This is a genomic window from Brunnivagina elsteri CCALA 953 (assembly GCF_002289455.1).
GTDB classification, from domain to species: domain Bacteria; phylum Cyanobacteriota; class Cyanobacteriia; order Cyanobacteriales; family Nostocaceae; genus Brunnivagina; species Brunnivagina elsteri.
This window is the reverse complement of record NZ_NTFS01000190.1, coordinates 1-12,589: the sequence shown is the minus strand read 5'-3', so window position 1 is coordinate 12,589 and position 12,589 is coordinate 1. Positions and strand designations below refer to the sequence as shown.

Below are 12,589 nucleotides of genomic sequence, written 5' to 3'. Positions count from 1 at the left end.
GTCAGGATTGAATCTGATCGAGTTATATCGATGTTTTTAAGAAATCTATTTTACGATGGGACTTCCTCTACTGACCTACTCTCCCTCCTCTCAAAATCAACGTGTAAACGGATTTGAAATATCTGGGGAAGAACAACCGAGAATCTACACAACAGCAAATTTACCCAAATCATCAAAAATGGATGAGTTGATTTGGGCAGCTTACTATCAAGTTTTTCACGAGCAACAAATGTTAGTAAGTAATCGCCAACCTGCTTTGGAATCCCAACTTAGGTCTGGTCAAATTACTGTTAAAGATTTTATCCGTGGACTAGCAATTTCCGATTCATTCCGACGATTGAATTACGACAGCAACAATAATTATCGCTTCGTAGAAATATGTATTCAGCGCATTCTTGGTCGTCCAATTTATAGCGATCGCGAACCTATTGCTTGGTCGATTGTTCTCGCAACCAAAGGTCTAAAAGGCTTTATCGATGAATTATTAAATACTCAAGAGTATGCAGATAATTTTAACTCCGATACAGTTCCCTATCAACGACGACGGATTTTACCCCAACGAAGTCAAGGAGATTTACCCTTTGCGAGAATTGCCCGCTATGGTGAAGATTACCGCAATCAGTTACCACAACCAACATTAGGCAAGCGAAAAGAACCTTTGACTTTACAGAGCTTCTTACGCAGTTCTGACCGAGATGTGGTTTTGTGGTTAGCAGCTTCTGCGATCGCGCTTGTTGCTTCTTCCTACTTGCTGCCACATTTAGCTTTACTCCCACAAATTAGCCCATATTAAAGAATAAACTGGGGTTTGGGTTGTAGTTTTTTGCCCAATCACGGACATTTTCTCTAAAGTCGGAAAAACCCACTCACAGAAGTGTCCTCCCCAGCGTTCCACTTACCAAAACATAACTAAATATTCATAATTTGTAATAAATATACTTCCATAAGCATACGAGAATTAATTATGAGAGGCGTAAATGCAAAATATCCAACGCCTGGGAGGTAAAATTATTGAGTATTACTGGGAGTTTAGTTAGCTGTTAGGATGGTTTGATTATTAATATTTGTTTTCCAATCAAATTGACCGCAAACAAACCCTTTATACTACTACGCGCAAATCTAATATTACGTACAAACCAAATCTTTATCTAAACATCTCAATCAAAAGCAAAACTTCTAATTGAGAAGGTTAGAGTATGCGTGATAACATCCTTATTTCGTGTTCAAGTGATGAAGTGCGTATTATTACTGGTATTAATTATTCGTTTGGAGGCAATTTTAGATGTACGGTATACAAACTACTGGTACAGCTTCATCTAGCGACTATAGCAGTCGTATAGCACTGGTGGAAGTGGCAGGCGCTTCATATAAACACGCACGAAATAGTAACTATACCATCAGAGTTCCTTTAGGGCGGTTGTCTCAAACTATACAGCGCATTGCCAAGACTGGAGGAAAAATAGTTAGTGTAGTGATGCCTTCACTTGACGTTGCGGAAATTGGTACAAACCAAGTACCTCCATTGGTTGCAGTGGAAAAACCAGTCCCGTTGGAGGTTGTAGTTTCACACTTAGAGGAAGTAACAACCCACACTGAAGTTGTCGCAGTCCAAACAGTGGAAATAGAAGCCGAAAAACCTGAAGCCGAAAAACCCGAACCGGAAAAACTAGCAACAGCGAAATCACAAGCGAAGGAGAAAAGTTCCCAAAGCTTGGCGAAAAAATTGACAGATAAATTGTCAAAAACGAGTAAGCGTACGAAAAAGGCTCGCAGCTAATTGTATCCCTCGACTTTATTTGCTTTGCTCGAACAGTACCGTTATAACTTTTGTTTTCAATCCCTGAGACTAAGTTAGATATGGGCATGAGTTCGAGCAAATAGGGCAAATAATATGATATGTAACCGAATTTATAGCTTGTTAGTTCGACCAATCAGGTTTATAGAATTTTAATCTACTTTTGTAAAATATTTTTGTAATGAACATTACCGAATTCTTTGAACTTTCACTTGGAAGGTGGCGATCGCAACGTAGTGGACATCATCTAGCCTTTGCTCACTTTGAAGAAAGCCTTTCTACAATCGATATTGTACCGCTAGACTGTGGCGATGAGGCTGTAATCGAAGTTTGTAAAACCAACGATATCAACCCCCAGGATATCACCCATCCCTTTCGCATGACCTGGGAAGGAGAATCAGACTGGGATGATAAAGCCCTAGCAGGTACTACAGTATTGGTTTCAGTTCCCGATTTGGCAAACCCAGCCCAAGGAAAACTTTTGCGCGATCGCGGTTATGCGGAAACAGTAAACGCAGCAGGTAGATATACTTTTGGGGATGATGGAGTTTTCACCTTAATCACAGGATGCGATCGCGCAGGTGCCGAGGAAAGAATTTGGTTTGCAAATCCTAACGTCCGTTTTCGAGTCGCAACGATCAAAAGCAGCGATGGTAACGGCATCACTACAGCTTCCTTTCCATCAGAAATTCGTTCTCTTTCTAATAGTTAATTTTCTATCATCTCAAATCCCGCACCTAAAACCCAGCTTTAGCCCAGACTATTAACTCAATTTAGGTTAAAACATTATAGGGACATCTTTTTGGTTTCTCCTCTAAAGGGATAACATGACTATATCGCTCAATAATCCTGGAACAAACACCAGCGATTTGATTACCCTAGCGCGATGGATGGCTGGAGATTTTAGCAATCAAAAGCAAACGTTTGAAAATCCCAAGCAATACGCTCACATCCACGTATTTTTTCGTCCTTTCCCATTTGAGTTTTTCTCAGGAATTGGATTTTATTCTGAACAAGTTTACGATTATGATTTATGGACTCCATATCGGCAAGGCATACATCGTCTGATTGATAATAGAGACCATATACATATCGAAAATTACAGTTTAAAAGACCCAGTTCAATATGCAGGTGCAGCACGAGAATTAACCATTCTCCAGACAATAAATCATGACAGCATAGAGAGACACTATTGCTGTTCAATGGTATTTAAACGCCAAGGTAAAATGTTCCAAGGAGGTGTAGAACCAGGAAATAAATGTCTAATTCCCCGTAACGGTCATCAAACTTATTTAATAAGTGAAGTTGAACTAACCGAAAATACTTGGAATAGTCTTGATAAAGGTATGGACATCGAAACTCACGAACAGATATGGGGTTCAACTGCCGGACCTTTATGTTTTGAAAAAAAGCAGAGCTTTGCAGACGAAGTAACTGATATTAGCGTGGGTGAATAGCTATGTTAATGCAAGTTGATTCAAATGAAATTACACCACATGAACATACATCAAATAAAATCAAAATGCTGCCTCCACAGGCTGAAAAAAAAATGCGGTGTTGGATTCGCACCCGTCATTTAATTTGTTCTGGTCATTTTTTCATTTTGGAGACTGTTGAATATACAACAGTTGAGCGATTTTCTGAATGTGTCGAATCTTTAGGAGGCAGTTTAATTTCCGTTGAACCTATCAATAAAATTTGGATGGGGGCACATCGTAAAGTAGTACTATATCAAGCAAAAGCTAGTTTGCACACTCCTCATCACACTTTGAAACAATACTGGATTAAATACGGTGGTTTCTACACACGATTTGACGAACGTTGTTAATGATTAGCTAGTTTCATTTTCTAACTTAATTAGTTGACAATAAATTGCTAATAAATAATGGTTGATTATTATTTTTATTTACTTAATGAAATTGAATGATTAGTCATTATTTATTAGCACACTTCAATATTATTCTTTGTAGGTTGGGTGAAGGCTTTGCGTAACCCAACATATGATACTGGGAAAACAAAATTACTTAAATTCTAAAAGTATCTAAATATCACAAAAAATACAAACTTCAAAAACTTAATATCTTGGACTAAATCACAATAACAAAATGTTGGGCTATGGCGCAAATCTAAGCTTATCATATCGCTACAAATCTCTATCATGCGCCTGCACCCAACCTACGAATATATATTATTAATTTCCAGCATCTTCAGCAAAAGCAACAGACAAAACTTTACTTTTTCCCGGATTCATCAAGCCATAAGGATCAACCATTTCTTTAAACTTTAAATGCTCAGGATCAATTATTCGCTTCCAACCATCTTCAATAAAGTAACTATGGGGATTAGCAATAAATACCCCATGTTCCTCGTGATAGCGAATAATTTCATTGAGACGTTCCTCGTTCCTATATCGCACCAATTGTAACCCCGGATTAGCAACTTTACCACCAGCACGAATAAATTCTAAATGCATCATCACTTCATCCCCAAAATGATGATACATATGCTCAATTGTTTGCAGATTGTCGGCTGGATATATACTTTGTAAATAGGTGATAGAATGGTCCACACTTCTAGCATGTAAAGTTGTATGATTCCAAGTATATTCGGCTAAGTGTGTACCTTTGAGAGCCTCTTGTGCTGATTTTTGATATGTAACTTTACCTTGATACTGCTCGATTAAAGTTGGCAAAAATTCTAAACTAGGTTCAGCAATAATTAATATTGCTGCATGTTTATTTTCCGGAATATACTGGCGCAAAGCAGTAAAATATTGAGAAATTGGATCGGCAAAGACAGCAACTTCTTTTTTGATAATGCCATCTGATGAAGCCAATGCTTGCCCAAACCTTGCAGCTTGCATAAACTCATCAAAAGTGACGATGATTTCAGCCCAAGGATATGCTGGTGCGAGGGGAATTTCAATTTCGGTAATAATACCATTAATCCCCCACGCATGATTTGCTTTTTGCACTTCATCCCCACGTAATTCGATGATTCGAGGTTCATCTTCGAGAGTAACAATTTGCAAAGCAATAAGATTTCCCCTTTCTCCCATCAATCCATACTGAATTGAACCTATTCCCCCACTACCTCCAGCAATAAATCCACCTATTGATGCTGTACGGTAGGTTGAGGGAGCCATTCGCATTTCCCAACCAGTTTCATGGGCTTTTTTGTCGAGTGCGGCAAGTTTGACTCCTGCTTCAACCCGTGCCACTCCTGGTTTTACCCAACAAATGTTTTGCATCTTACTCGTGTCTAAAATTATGCCACCGTAGAGGGGGACGCATTGTCCGTAGTTGCCTGTGCCTGACCCTCTGAGGGTGATAGGGATTTTATATTTTGCACAGGCTGCTGCAACTTTTAATACTTCGCTTTGATTAGCTGGACGAATGACGATATCACCGACTTTTCCTGCTAGTTTGGTGGTTAGGATGGGGCTGAAGGTGTGATAATCCTGGGATAGTTTGGCGACTTGGAATGTGTCAGTGATAATTTCGATGTCTGGTAGGGAGGATATTAAGCCGTTGATGTTAAATGTTGTTTTTGGTGTATTCACTATAATTTTGCCTTGACTGTGCTGCGAATATACCTAATATTTTGGCAGAGTTATTAATAAAATACTTATAAATAAAGGGCTTCCAGAAAATAAAGTATCCCAACGGTAGATTTACCAGCATATCATTCGTAAATGCGGGGTTTTCCCGCCCCTACTGTAGACACTAATTTTACATGAAATTTAACTGGTCAATATATATCAAAATCAACAGCCTAGATTTAGGCTGCTAAGACTGCTGTGAATCCCCAAGTATAGAGTTTATTGAAAGTATTGTAGTGCGGGTATCTTGCCCGCGTATAGGGGAGCAAATTTGATGTGATAAAAGCGGTAAGTGTGAAAAATCAAACTCTAATTCAAGCGCATTATGCATTCTAATATCAATTTTTGATTAACCAGAGAAAAAGGTTGAATTTCTAAGGCACGACGAAATGATTTAATGGCTTTTTCATATTCACCAGTGGCAGCATAGCACAATCCCATACCATGAAGTGCGCCAAAATGTACGGGGTTTAATGCTATTACTTTTTGACAATCAATTAATGATTTTCGATAGTCACGAGTGGTGTAATAAAGAAATGCTCTGCGGTTCCAAGCTTCGGCAAAATCTGGCTGTTCACGAAGCAAATTATTTAGGGCAGCTTCTGCTTCGGCAATTTTCCCTGAATCTAGCAATTTTTGGCTGCGGTCAATCATTTCCAAGCCTTGAATCCCTTTTTGTTGGAACCAAATTCGCCATAATTTTCTTGTCGCATGTTCGCGGACTGATTCATCGGGATTTTTCAAATCTTCAAGTAACGAATTAATAAATAAAGAATCCATGAATTTGACGATCGCAATAATATGTATACTTAAATTAAATCTCGCACAAAATCAAGTAATAAATCGCTGGTTTACTTACTCTTAAATTTTCACACCCAAATTGCAAAGTAGTCAACAATCTTGTACCTGTTTGTATTCTGTAATATGATTTCATCATCCACTTGACCGATACAGTCATCAATGATTGGTCTGACAGATATATTTGCTCTGCGATCGCAGCCACCCAAGCTAGTAATACCAAGTTTAACGCCATTGCCGAAAATTTGATTCCCAAGATGCCAGAGTCGAAATCGAAGCGAAGAAAGCCGCAGATTATTGTACTGGTGGTCAAGTAATGAATGATACCAAGCTTGCGGAGACTCAGGATAAGGAGTTTATTTAATCAATTTAATCCTGACTGTTGCTTTTGTATATTTTCCTCGAAAGTACATGAAGACAACACCTTTTTAATCAAAAAGCTACAAAAATTACTAAAATAATGGTATATACATTCAAAGTTAAACATGGAATATACCTCTTAATAGCTAAAAGTGAATACACCATGTTCTTCATTTTATTGTATAATGCATTGCTCATGAATTAATTGCAACTGCAACAAATTGATATTCTTAGCGAATGGAATCAATGATATGACAATGCTAAAACCTACTATTGGTCAACTTGAACGAGATATTTCTAATCAAATACGCTCGTTTTATATATCTCAACTGGGACAAAATCCTGGTAAGATAATCTGTCATTTCTTCGATACACAACTTGTTATCAGTATTGATAGTTCTGTTTCGCGAATTGAAGCAACTCTCGCTGAAAACAATCACTTACGTTTAGCAGAAGTAGTTAGAGATTGTATTAACGCAATCATCAGACCACATCTGCAAAACTTAATTGAGGAATCAATCAATTGTTCAGTGATTGACTTAGTTAGTAATACTAGTTTCATCACAGGAACTACGGGTATTTTAGTGATGATGGAAGTAATCCCAGATGTTCGCAATTCGGAAACAATCCCCAAGTTTAAACACAAGAGTGTTCCCAACCTAGAAAGTGATTAACTGAGGCTTCTATTTTACTCACATCATAGGGTTTGCGAATATAATCGTTTACTCCAGATATGACTAAGCGATCGATATTTTGCTGGGTTTTTGCTGGGATACAACCAACAATGGGAATTTTTGAGGTTTCAACATTAGACCTGAGATATTTTACCACTTTACTACTATTTAAATCATTTAGTGTTGTATCTAAAAAGATAATACTTGGCTTATGTAATTTTGCCAAAACTAATGTTCTGGCTCCTTCTTTTGTAGAAATGCAGGTGACATTCAAGGATTTTAGGCAAGAATTGACAAATTCCAAATCATGTAAACTCTGATCTACGACTAAAATTGTGGGTTGTTGCGACATAAGGAAACGATAAAATTGATACATTAAGAACTGACGCAGGAAAATCTGTATAAAGCTTTTTTCTAGCTTTCTTTTTCTGCTAACAAGATGTGCGAGGTTAATCATAAGCGGCTAAATACGGCTCAAATTCAGAAAACTCGCTTTTATTTGCTAGGTTGCTTGTTCGCGCTATTTTAGGGAAAAATCACAAGCTAGCTATCCATCTAGCAAATATCATGCAAATAAACTGCTGCTATAGTCAAGTGTTTGAATAATTTTTTTTAGATTTGTAATGCTTTAGCTTGGTGATTATACGGAGAATGGCAATGTATTTCTTCTACTTTGTATCTAAATTGTTAGGGGAAAGGGTATCTTGGAGGGTAGAACTACCATTTTACAAAAAGCTATTACTAAATTGTCAGTTTGGAATTAAAGAACATATTTTCTTTCTTCGACGACAAAAACACTGAGTCATCCTAGCTATCAAAACAGAGTTCCAATACTGCTCGGATAAGGTTTCGCGAACGAGAGAAGCCCGGTTTCTATTTGATTCAAAACCTTATTACAAAGGGATTCGCAAGAAACCGGGTTTCTGAATTAATGCTTAACCGAGTAGTATTGGGAGACATATCGCAATTCCAGGTTAAAGAGCTTCTCAAAATCCAACAATTATCATGGATTCATCCCCAAAATCTAAACAGTTAAATTGTCAACCGTAGTCAAATGTCGAATCTATGTTTAGATTACAAAAGTAATTTTGGGCTAATTTACAATCAAAAAAAATAACGCAATAATAATACTTCCAGAGGCACTAGTAATCAAAGTCATTCGCCTCCCGTGAGTATTAAAAATATCGCATCCTGAAAGTACTGTCAATCCGTACACCCATTTTCTATTTATCAAGATTTCCTGACATTCTTAATATATCAAGCTTAAATAATTTAAATCATAATTGAGATAATACATTTGGCTAGCTTATGTAACTTCTGATGTTGATGAGGTATGGGAAGAAAGAATAATTAACCGCAGATAAACGCAGATAAATTTATGATAAGGCAGAGGGAAAAACATATTTTATTCCTTCTGACTTCTGACTTCTGACTTCTGCCCTATAAATTATGACTTTAGAATTTACCACCATACCTGCAAAAAACGCCCAATCTCCAACAGGTTTAATTATCATGTTGCATGGTTGGGGTGCAAATGCGGAAGATTTAGCTGGATTAGTACCTTATTTAGATTTACCCAATTTTCAATTTGTATTTCCGAATGCACCATTTCCTTACCCATATTCCCCCATTGGTAGAGCATGGTACGACTTGCGGGTAGAGAATATGTATCAAGGATTGGGTGAAAGTCGAGAAAAATTAATCGAGTGGATACAGTCTTTAGAAAGTAGCACTCAAATACCCTTATCCAAGACAATTTTAAGTGGGTTTTCCCAAGGAGGAGCAATGACCTTGGATGTGGGTTTACAGTTACCTGTTGCGGGATTGATATCAATGAGTGGATATTTACATGAGAATATTGCTTTATCAACAAATAGTAATAGTCATTTATCACCCACTTTAATTATGCATGGGAAGAGCGATCGCGTAGTTCCTTTACAAGCTGCGGTGAAAGCACGGGAAACTCTGGAATCATTGTCTGTTGCGGTTGAATATCAAGAGTTTGATGGGGAACATGAAATCAATTTGGAAATGTTAGGGGCATTACGAAACTATATTTTAGGTAGATTTCCGCTAACCTAGTTACAAAACTTTTATGAATTAATCGTATAAATTCGGATATATTTTACGAAAATCGGCTTCATGAGTGAGTAATATATATGGGGAGGCTACGCTCACAGCGCAACTGAACTATGATGGATGCGAATGCTGCTAAAGGGAGGGGTATTATGAACACTTTAACCATTTCCAAAATCGAAATTGCTGCAATGACTGATAAAGATGTGGAGGATTTAGCCACACGTCTGGAACAGGATAACTACAGCAATGCTTTTGAGGGTTTAAATGATTGGCATTTGTTACGTGCGATCGCGTTTCAGCGTCCTGATATGGTTGAGTCGTATATCTACCTTTTGGATTTGGAAGCTTACGACGAAGCATAAATTTAGTTAGGGGTTAGGAGTTGGTAATTATAAATTAGGAGTTGGGAGTTAGAAGTTAGGAATTATAAACCAAGAAAACTACTTGTTATTCCTAATTTTGCTGCTAACTCTTAACTTCCTTATTTTTTACATAAAGACTCTGCGTAACTTTGGGTTTACCTCTGCGTTTCAAAGTCAATTTATAAGTCGTTTTTAGTATACTAATGCTTAGTCGAGTTCTCATCGGGATAACTGGTGGTATTGCTGCTTACAAGGTTTGTGAGGTTATTTCCACCCTATTTAAACAAGGTGTGGAAGTGCGGGTAATGCTGACAAAATCGGCAAGGGAATTTATTACACCTCTCTCAGTGGCAACGCTTTCGCGACATCAAGCTTATACTGATGAGGATTTCTGGCAATCTACTAATTCACGTCCACTACATATTGAGTTAGGGGAATGGGCAGATATTCTTGTAATTGCACCTTTAACTGCCAATACCCTGGCAAAGTTGGCTTATGGGATGGCAGATAATTTATTAACGAATACGGTACTTGCTTCTAAATGTCCCATATTAATTGCTCCAGCGATGAATACTGATATGTGGGAACAGATTGCAGTTCAGCGCAATTGGCAAATGCTATTAGCTGATACTAGATATCATGGCATGGGTACAGCATCGGGGTTATTAGCGTGCGATCGCGTTGGCAAAGGGAGAATGGCTGAACCCTTAGAAATCGTTACTTACATTCAATCTCTGTTATATACCCAAGGAAAGCGGGATTTACTAGGGAAGCGGATTTTAATTAGTACTGGGGGAACTCGTGAATTTCTCGATCCAGTTAGGTTTATTGGTAATCCTTCTACGGGGAAAATGGGATTAGCTTTAGCACAAGCAGCGTTACATCGTGGTGCAAATGTCACCCTTGTATATGGAGTCGCTGACTGGGAAGCACCTGTGGAAGTCAAAGCTGTTCCTGTGGTTTCTGCGGAGGAAATGCGAACAGCAATGCTGGGGGAATTGGGGAATGCTGATATTATTATCATGTCGGCAGCCGTTGCCGATGTCAAACCACGGGATTTTAGTACTGAGAAGTTAGCAAAAAAAGCACTCCCAGAAAGTTTACCTCTTGAAGTTGTCATAGATATTATTGCCGAAATCGGGAATTCTAAGCAAGCACATCAAAAATTAATTGGATTTGCAGCACAAACTGGAGATATTGTGACTCCAGCGTTAGAGAAATTACAGCGTAAAAATCTGGATGGAATTGTGGCAAATCCGATCGATAAAGAAAATAGTGGATTTGGGAGTGATCGCAATCAAGCTATATACCTGGATAAGCAAGGTAATAGATTAGAAATTCCCCTTTGTTCTAAATTAGAAATGGCACATTATATTTTTGATTTCTTAGGTTCATCAAGTTAATTTAATGTTAGTTTCATAAGTCTTTCTGCTTCTATAAATAACATTGGATCGATGCGTTGCCAAAAGTCTAAAATTTTCTGTACGCACTTTTCTGGATAAAAAGAATGAAAGAAATGATGTCCTTCCGCACATTCCCAAATTTTATCTCCAGACTTTAACCAATTTTGCCAATTACACAATTCAATTGGAGTGATAATTGGGTCAGTTTTGCTACCACTCTTCCAAAATACCCATTGCATCTTGAAAATTATAGCATATCCTATCTGATCGGCAGTACCAAAATAAGCTGTCATTTTACCACTAAAATCCACATCATCTAATTCCTGATAAAGACTCAGCAGGAGTTTCGCGATTAAATTGCTTGTTTGTTAGTCTTGGGGTTGGCTTTGTAAGTCTCGCTACATTTTCAGCTTATTGATTATTAACCCCAGTAGTTTTTTAGCATGTTTTATTTTATTGAGAATATATCCTAATTGTTTTTTAACATAACTTAATATGAAAGATGCACATGAGAGGTGTAAGCGCTAGTCATTATTTATACATTTGCGTAAAAGTATGTTATTTTGAATTCGCAGTATTTTAAGCTTTCGGTAACGAAAGTAAAAAGACAATGAAAGCTGTTGAGATACGAAACTTAGGGATATCGAATTACAAGCGACTTTGCGTTTACATAGTTGCCGTGATGTTTAGTCTTTTGAATACGATCGCAATTGCGCGATCGCAATCGATAGTAGCAGATATGAGTTTACTAGAAAGTGCGATCGCGGATAGAACTCAAGTAGGGAGGAATTTAGATGTATCAAATCAAATCAATCAAACTTGTTCTAGTCAAGCAACTGCAAATAGTTTCACAATCACTAGAAGGGGGGGATTACCTCTAACGGGAAATGAGATATTAAATAGTTCTCATGGTTGGGTTGATTGGAGGATTGAGGGTAGTAATAGTGTTGTCAAGCGATTCGAGAAAATTTAGATAATTTAAATCATCTTATTGAAAGTTCTATCTATATTTATCTATATTTATCTATATTCATCAGCGTTTATCAGCGTTAATCTGCGGTTTTTATATCTTCTAATCTGCTGTATATAGTAATCTTATCTAATTTGTGAAAAATATTTTTTTAAAATTAACTATAAGTAGCATAAAGTACGCAAATAAACAGAATAAATTATCCTTTTTTTGGTCAATCAAACAAATAATATCGATAAGGTTATTAAAAGGATTGATAATTTGCCTTTTGCTGGGATTTTTGACATCATTTAGTATTCATACTATTGCTATTTCTGCATTTTCTCACTCTTCTACTCAATTAGATTCTTTATTAAAACAAGGACATACTTTATATGAATCTGGAGAATTCACAGAGGCAGTTAATGTATGGGAAAATGCTGTTTTATACTTTGAGAAACAACAGAATAAGAGAAAGCAAGCTTTGACATTAAGCTATTTAGCTTTAGGATATCAAGAATTAGGTAAAACATCAGAAGCAGATAGAATTAGTCATTCTGCCTTAAAA

15 protein-coding genes and 1 pseudogene are annotated in these 12,589 nt (G+C 37.2%); 12 read left to right on the top strand and 4 right to left on the bottom strand.

Going from position 1 to position 12,589, the window contains the following annotated elements:
- The first annotated feature begins 55 nt into the window (after window positions 1-55).
- The 5 genes from CK510_RS16895 to CK510_RS16875 all read left to right on the top strand — a co-directional run bounded on the left by CK510_RS16895 (window position 56) and on the right by CK510_RS16875 (window position 3,623).
- Window positions 56-793: a phycobilisome rod-core linker polypeptide gene (locus CK510_RS16895; protein WP_095722818.1), complete on the top strand. Its 738-nt coding sequence runs from the start codon at window positions 56-58 to the stop codon at window positions 791-793.
- Between the two features lie 489 nt (window positions 794-1,282).
- Entirely contained in the window at window positions 1,283-1,777 is a 495-nt protein-coding gene (locus CK510_RS16890) for a phycobilisome linker polypeptide (protein WP_095722817.1), read from the top strand.
- A 199-nt stretch (window positions 1,778-1,976) separates the two neighbouring features.
- The gene (locus CK510_RS16885) at window positions 1,977-2,507 is read left to right on the top strand and encodes a phycobiliprotein lyase (protein WP_095722816.1); all 531 of its coding nucleotides are present in this window, start codon (window positions 1,977-1,979) and stop codon (window positions 2,505-2,507) included.
- A 115-nt stretch (window positions 2,508-2,622) separates the two neighbouring features.
- Window positions 2,623-3,252 carry a chromophore lyase CpcT/CpeT gene (locus tag CK510_RS16880; protein WP_095722815.1) on the top strand — a complete coding sequence of 210 codons (630 nt, stop codon included), beginning with the start codon at window positions 2,623-2,625 and terminating at the stop codon, window positions 3,250-3,252.
- 8 nt (window positions 3,253-3,260) lie between these two features.
- Entirely contained in the window at window positions 3,261-3,623 is a 363-nt protein-coding gene (locus tag CK510_RS16875) for a CpeR family transcriptional regulator (RefSeq protein WP_245912184.1), read from the top strand.
- Between the two features lie 363 nt (window positions 3,624-3,986).
- Here the strand turns inward: CK510_RS16875 and CK510_RS16870 are convergent, their stop codons facing one another.
- Window positions 3,987-5,357, bottom strand: coding sequence for an FAD-binding oxidoreductase (locus CK510_RS16870; protein ID WP_245912183.1), 1,371 nt, complete (start codon window positions 5,355-5,357; stop codon window positions 3,987-3,989).
- Window positions 5,358-5,705: 348 nt separating this feature from the next.
- Window positions 5,706-6,176, bottom strand: a complete 471-nt coding sequence (locus CK510_RS16865) for a tetratricopeptide repeat protein (RefSeq protein WP_095722813.1) — start codon at window positions 6,174-6,176, stop codon at window positions 5,706-5,708.
- Between the two features lie 161 nt (window positions 6,177-6,337).
- Between CK510_RS16865 and CK510_RS31815 the strand changes: the two genes are divergently transcribed.
- Window positions 6,338-6,511 carry a hypothetical protein gene (locus tag CK510_RS31815; RefSeq protein WP_158224916.1) on the top strand — a complete coding sequence of 58 codons (174 nt, stop codon included), beginning with the start codon at window positions 6,338-6,340 and terminating at the stop codon, window positions 6,509-6,511.
- Window positions 6,512-6,805: 294 nt separating this feature from the next.
- On the top strand, window positions 6,806-7,228 hold the full coding sequence (locus CK510_RS16855; RefSeq protein WP_342745971.1) for a Na-translocating system protein MpsC family protein: 423 nt from the start codon (window positions 6,806-6,808) through the stop codon (window positions 7,226-7,228).
- On the opposite strand, the gene CK510_RS16850 is transcribed toward CK510_RS16855, so the two are convergent.
- Window positions 7,191-7,580 carry a response regulator gene (locus CK510_RS16850; RefSeq protein WP_158224915.1) on the bottom strand — a complete coding sequence of 130 codons (390 nt, stop codon included), beginning with the start codon at window positions 7,578-7,580 and terminating at the stop codon, window positions 7,191-7,193. The two genes, CK510_RS16855 and CK510_RS16850, sit on opposite strands and share 38 nt — an antisense overlap.
- A 1,097-nt stretch (window positions 7,581-8,677) precedes the next feature.
- On the opposite strand from CK510_RS16850, the gene CK510_RS16845 reads away from it, so the two are divergent.
- The 3 genes from CK510_RS16845 (at window position 8,678) to coaBC (ending at window position 11,072) form a co-directional block, all read left to right on the top strand.
- Window positions 8,678-9,310 (top strand): alpha/beta hydrolase, encoded by a 633-nt coding sequence (locus tag CK510_RS16845; protein ID WP_095722810.1) that lies wholly within the window; start codon window positions 8,678-8,680, stop codon window positions 9,308-9,310.
- 146 nt (window positions 9,311-9,456) lie between these two features.
- Complete coding sequence (gene isiD, locus CK510_RS16840) at window positions 9,457-9,669, top strand: protein IsiD (RefSeq protein ID WP_095722819.1); 213 nt, start codon at window positions 9,457-9,459, stop codon at window positions 9,667-9,669.
- A 203-nt stretch (window positions 9,670-9,872) separates the two neighbouring features.
- Window positions 9,873-11,072, top strand: coding sequence for a bifunctional phosphopantothenoylcysteine decarboxylase/phosphopantothenate--cysteine ligase CoaBC (gene coaBC / locus CK510_RS16835; protein WP_095722809.1), 1,200 nt, complete (start codon window positions 9,873-9,875; stop codon window positions 11,070-11,072).
- 216 nt (window positions 11,073-11,288) lie between these two features.
- Here coaBC and CK510_RS32355 read toward each other — a convergent pair.
- Window positions 11,289-11,404 (bottom strand): annotated as a pseudogene (locus tag CK510_RS32355) (flavodoxin FldA); the annotation flags it as partial.
- 278 nt (window positions 11,405-11,682) lie between these two features.
- On the opposite strand from CK510_RS32355, the gene CK510_RS16825 reads away from it, so the two are divergent.
- Both CK510_RS16825 and CK510_RS32835 read left to right on the top strand, forming a co-directional pair.
- Window positions 11,683-12,045 carry a hypothetical protein gene (locus CK510_RS16825; protein ID WP_143289326.1) on the top strand — a complete coding sequence of 121 codons (363 nt, stop codon included), beginning with the start codon at window positions 11,683-11,685 and terminating at the stop codon, window positions 12,043-12,045.
- Window positions 12,046-12,178: 133 nt separating this feature from the next.
- Window positions 12,179-12,589: tetratricopeptide repeat protein (locus CK510_RS32835; RefSeq protein ID WP_373695812.1), on the top strand; the 411-nt coding region annotated here is incomplete at its 3' end.

Coding starts and splice junctions, on each gene's coding strand:
- CK510_RS16895 (WP_095722818.1), top strand. CDS start 56: ATGGGACTTCCTCTACTGACCTACTCTCCCTCCTCTCAAAATCAACGT.
- CK510_RS16890 (WP_095722817.1), top strand. CDS start 1,283: ATGTACGGTATACAAACTACTGGTACAGCTTCATCTAGCGACTATAGC.
- CK510_RS16885 (WP_095722816.1), top strand. CDS start 1,977: ATGAACATTACCGAATTCTTTGAACTTTCACTTGGAAGGTGGCGATCG.
- CK510_RS16880 (WP_095722815.1), top strand. CDS start 2,623: ATGACTATATCGCTCAATAATCCTGGAACAAACACCAGCGATTTGATT.
- CK510_RS16875 (WP_245912184.1), top strand. CDS start 3,261: ATGCAAGTTGATTCAAATGAAATTACACCACATGAACATACATCAAAT.
- CK510_RS16865 (WP_095722813.1), bottom strand. CDS start 6,176: ATGGATTCTTTATTTATTAATTCGTTACTTGAAGATTTGAAAAATCCC.
- CK510_RS16855 (WP_342745971.1), top strand. CDS start 6,806: ATGACAATGCTAAAACCTACTATTGGTCAACTTGAACGAGATATTTCT.
- CK510_RS16850 (WP_158224915.1), bottom strand. CDS start 7,580: ATGTCGCAACAACCCACAATTTTAGTCGTAGATCAGAGTTTACATGAT.
- CK510_RS16845 (WP_095722810.1), top strand. CDS start 8,678: ATGACTTTAGAATTTACCACCATACCTGCAAAAAACGCCCAATCTCCA.
- isiD (WP_095722819.1), top strand. CDS start 9,457: ATGAACACTTTAACCATTTCCAAAATCGAAATTGCTGCAATGACTGAT.
- coaBC (WP_095722809.1), top strand. CDS start 9,873: ATGCTTAGTCGAGTTCTCATCGGGATAACTGGTGGTATTGCTGCTTAC.
- CK510_RS16825 (WP_143289326.1), top strand. CDS start 11,683: ATGAAAGCTGTTGAGATACGAAACTTAGGGATATCGAATTACAAGCGA.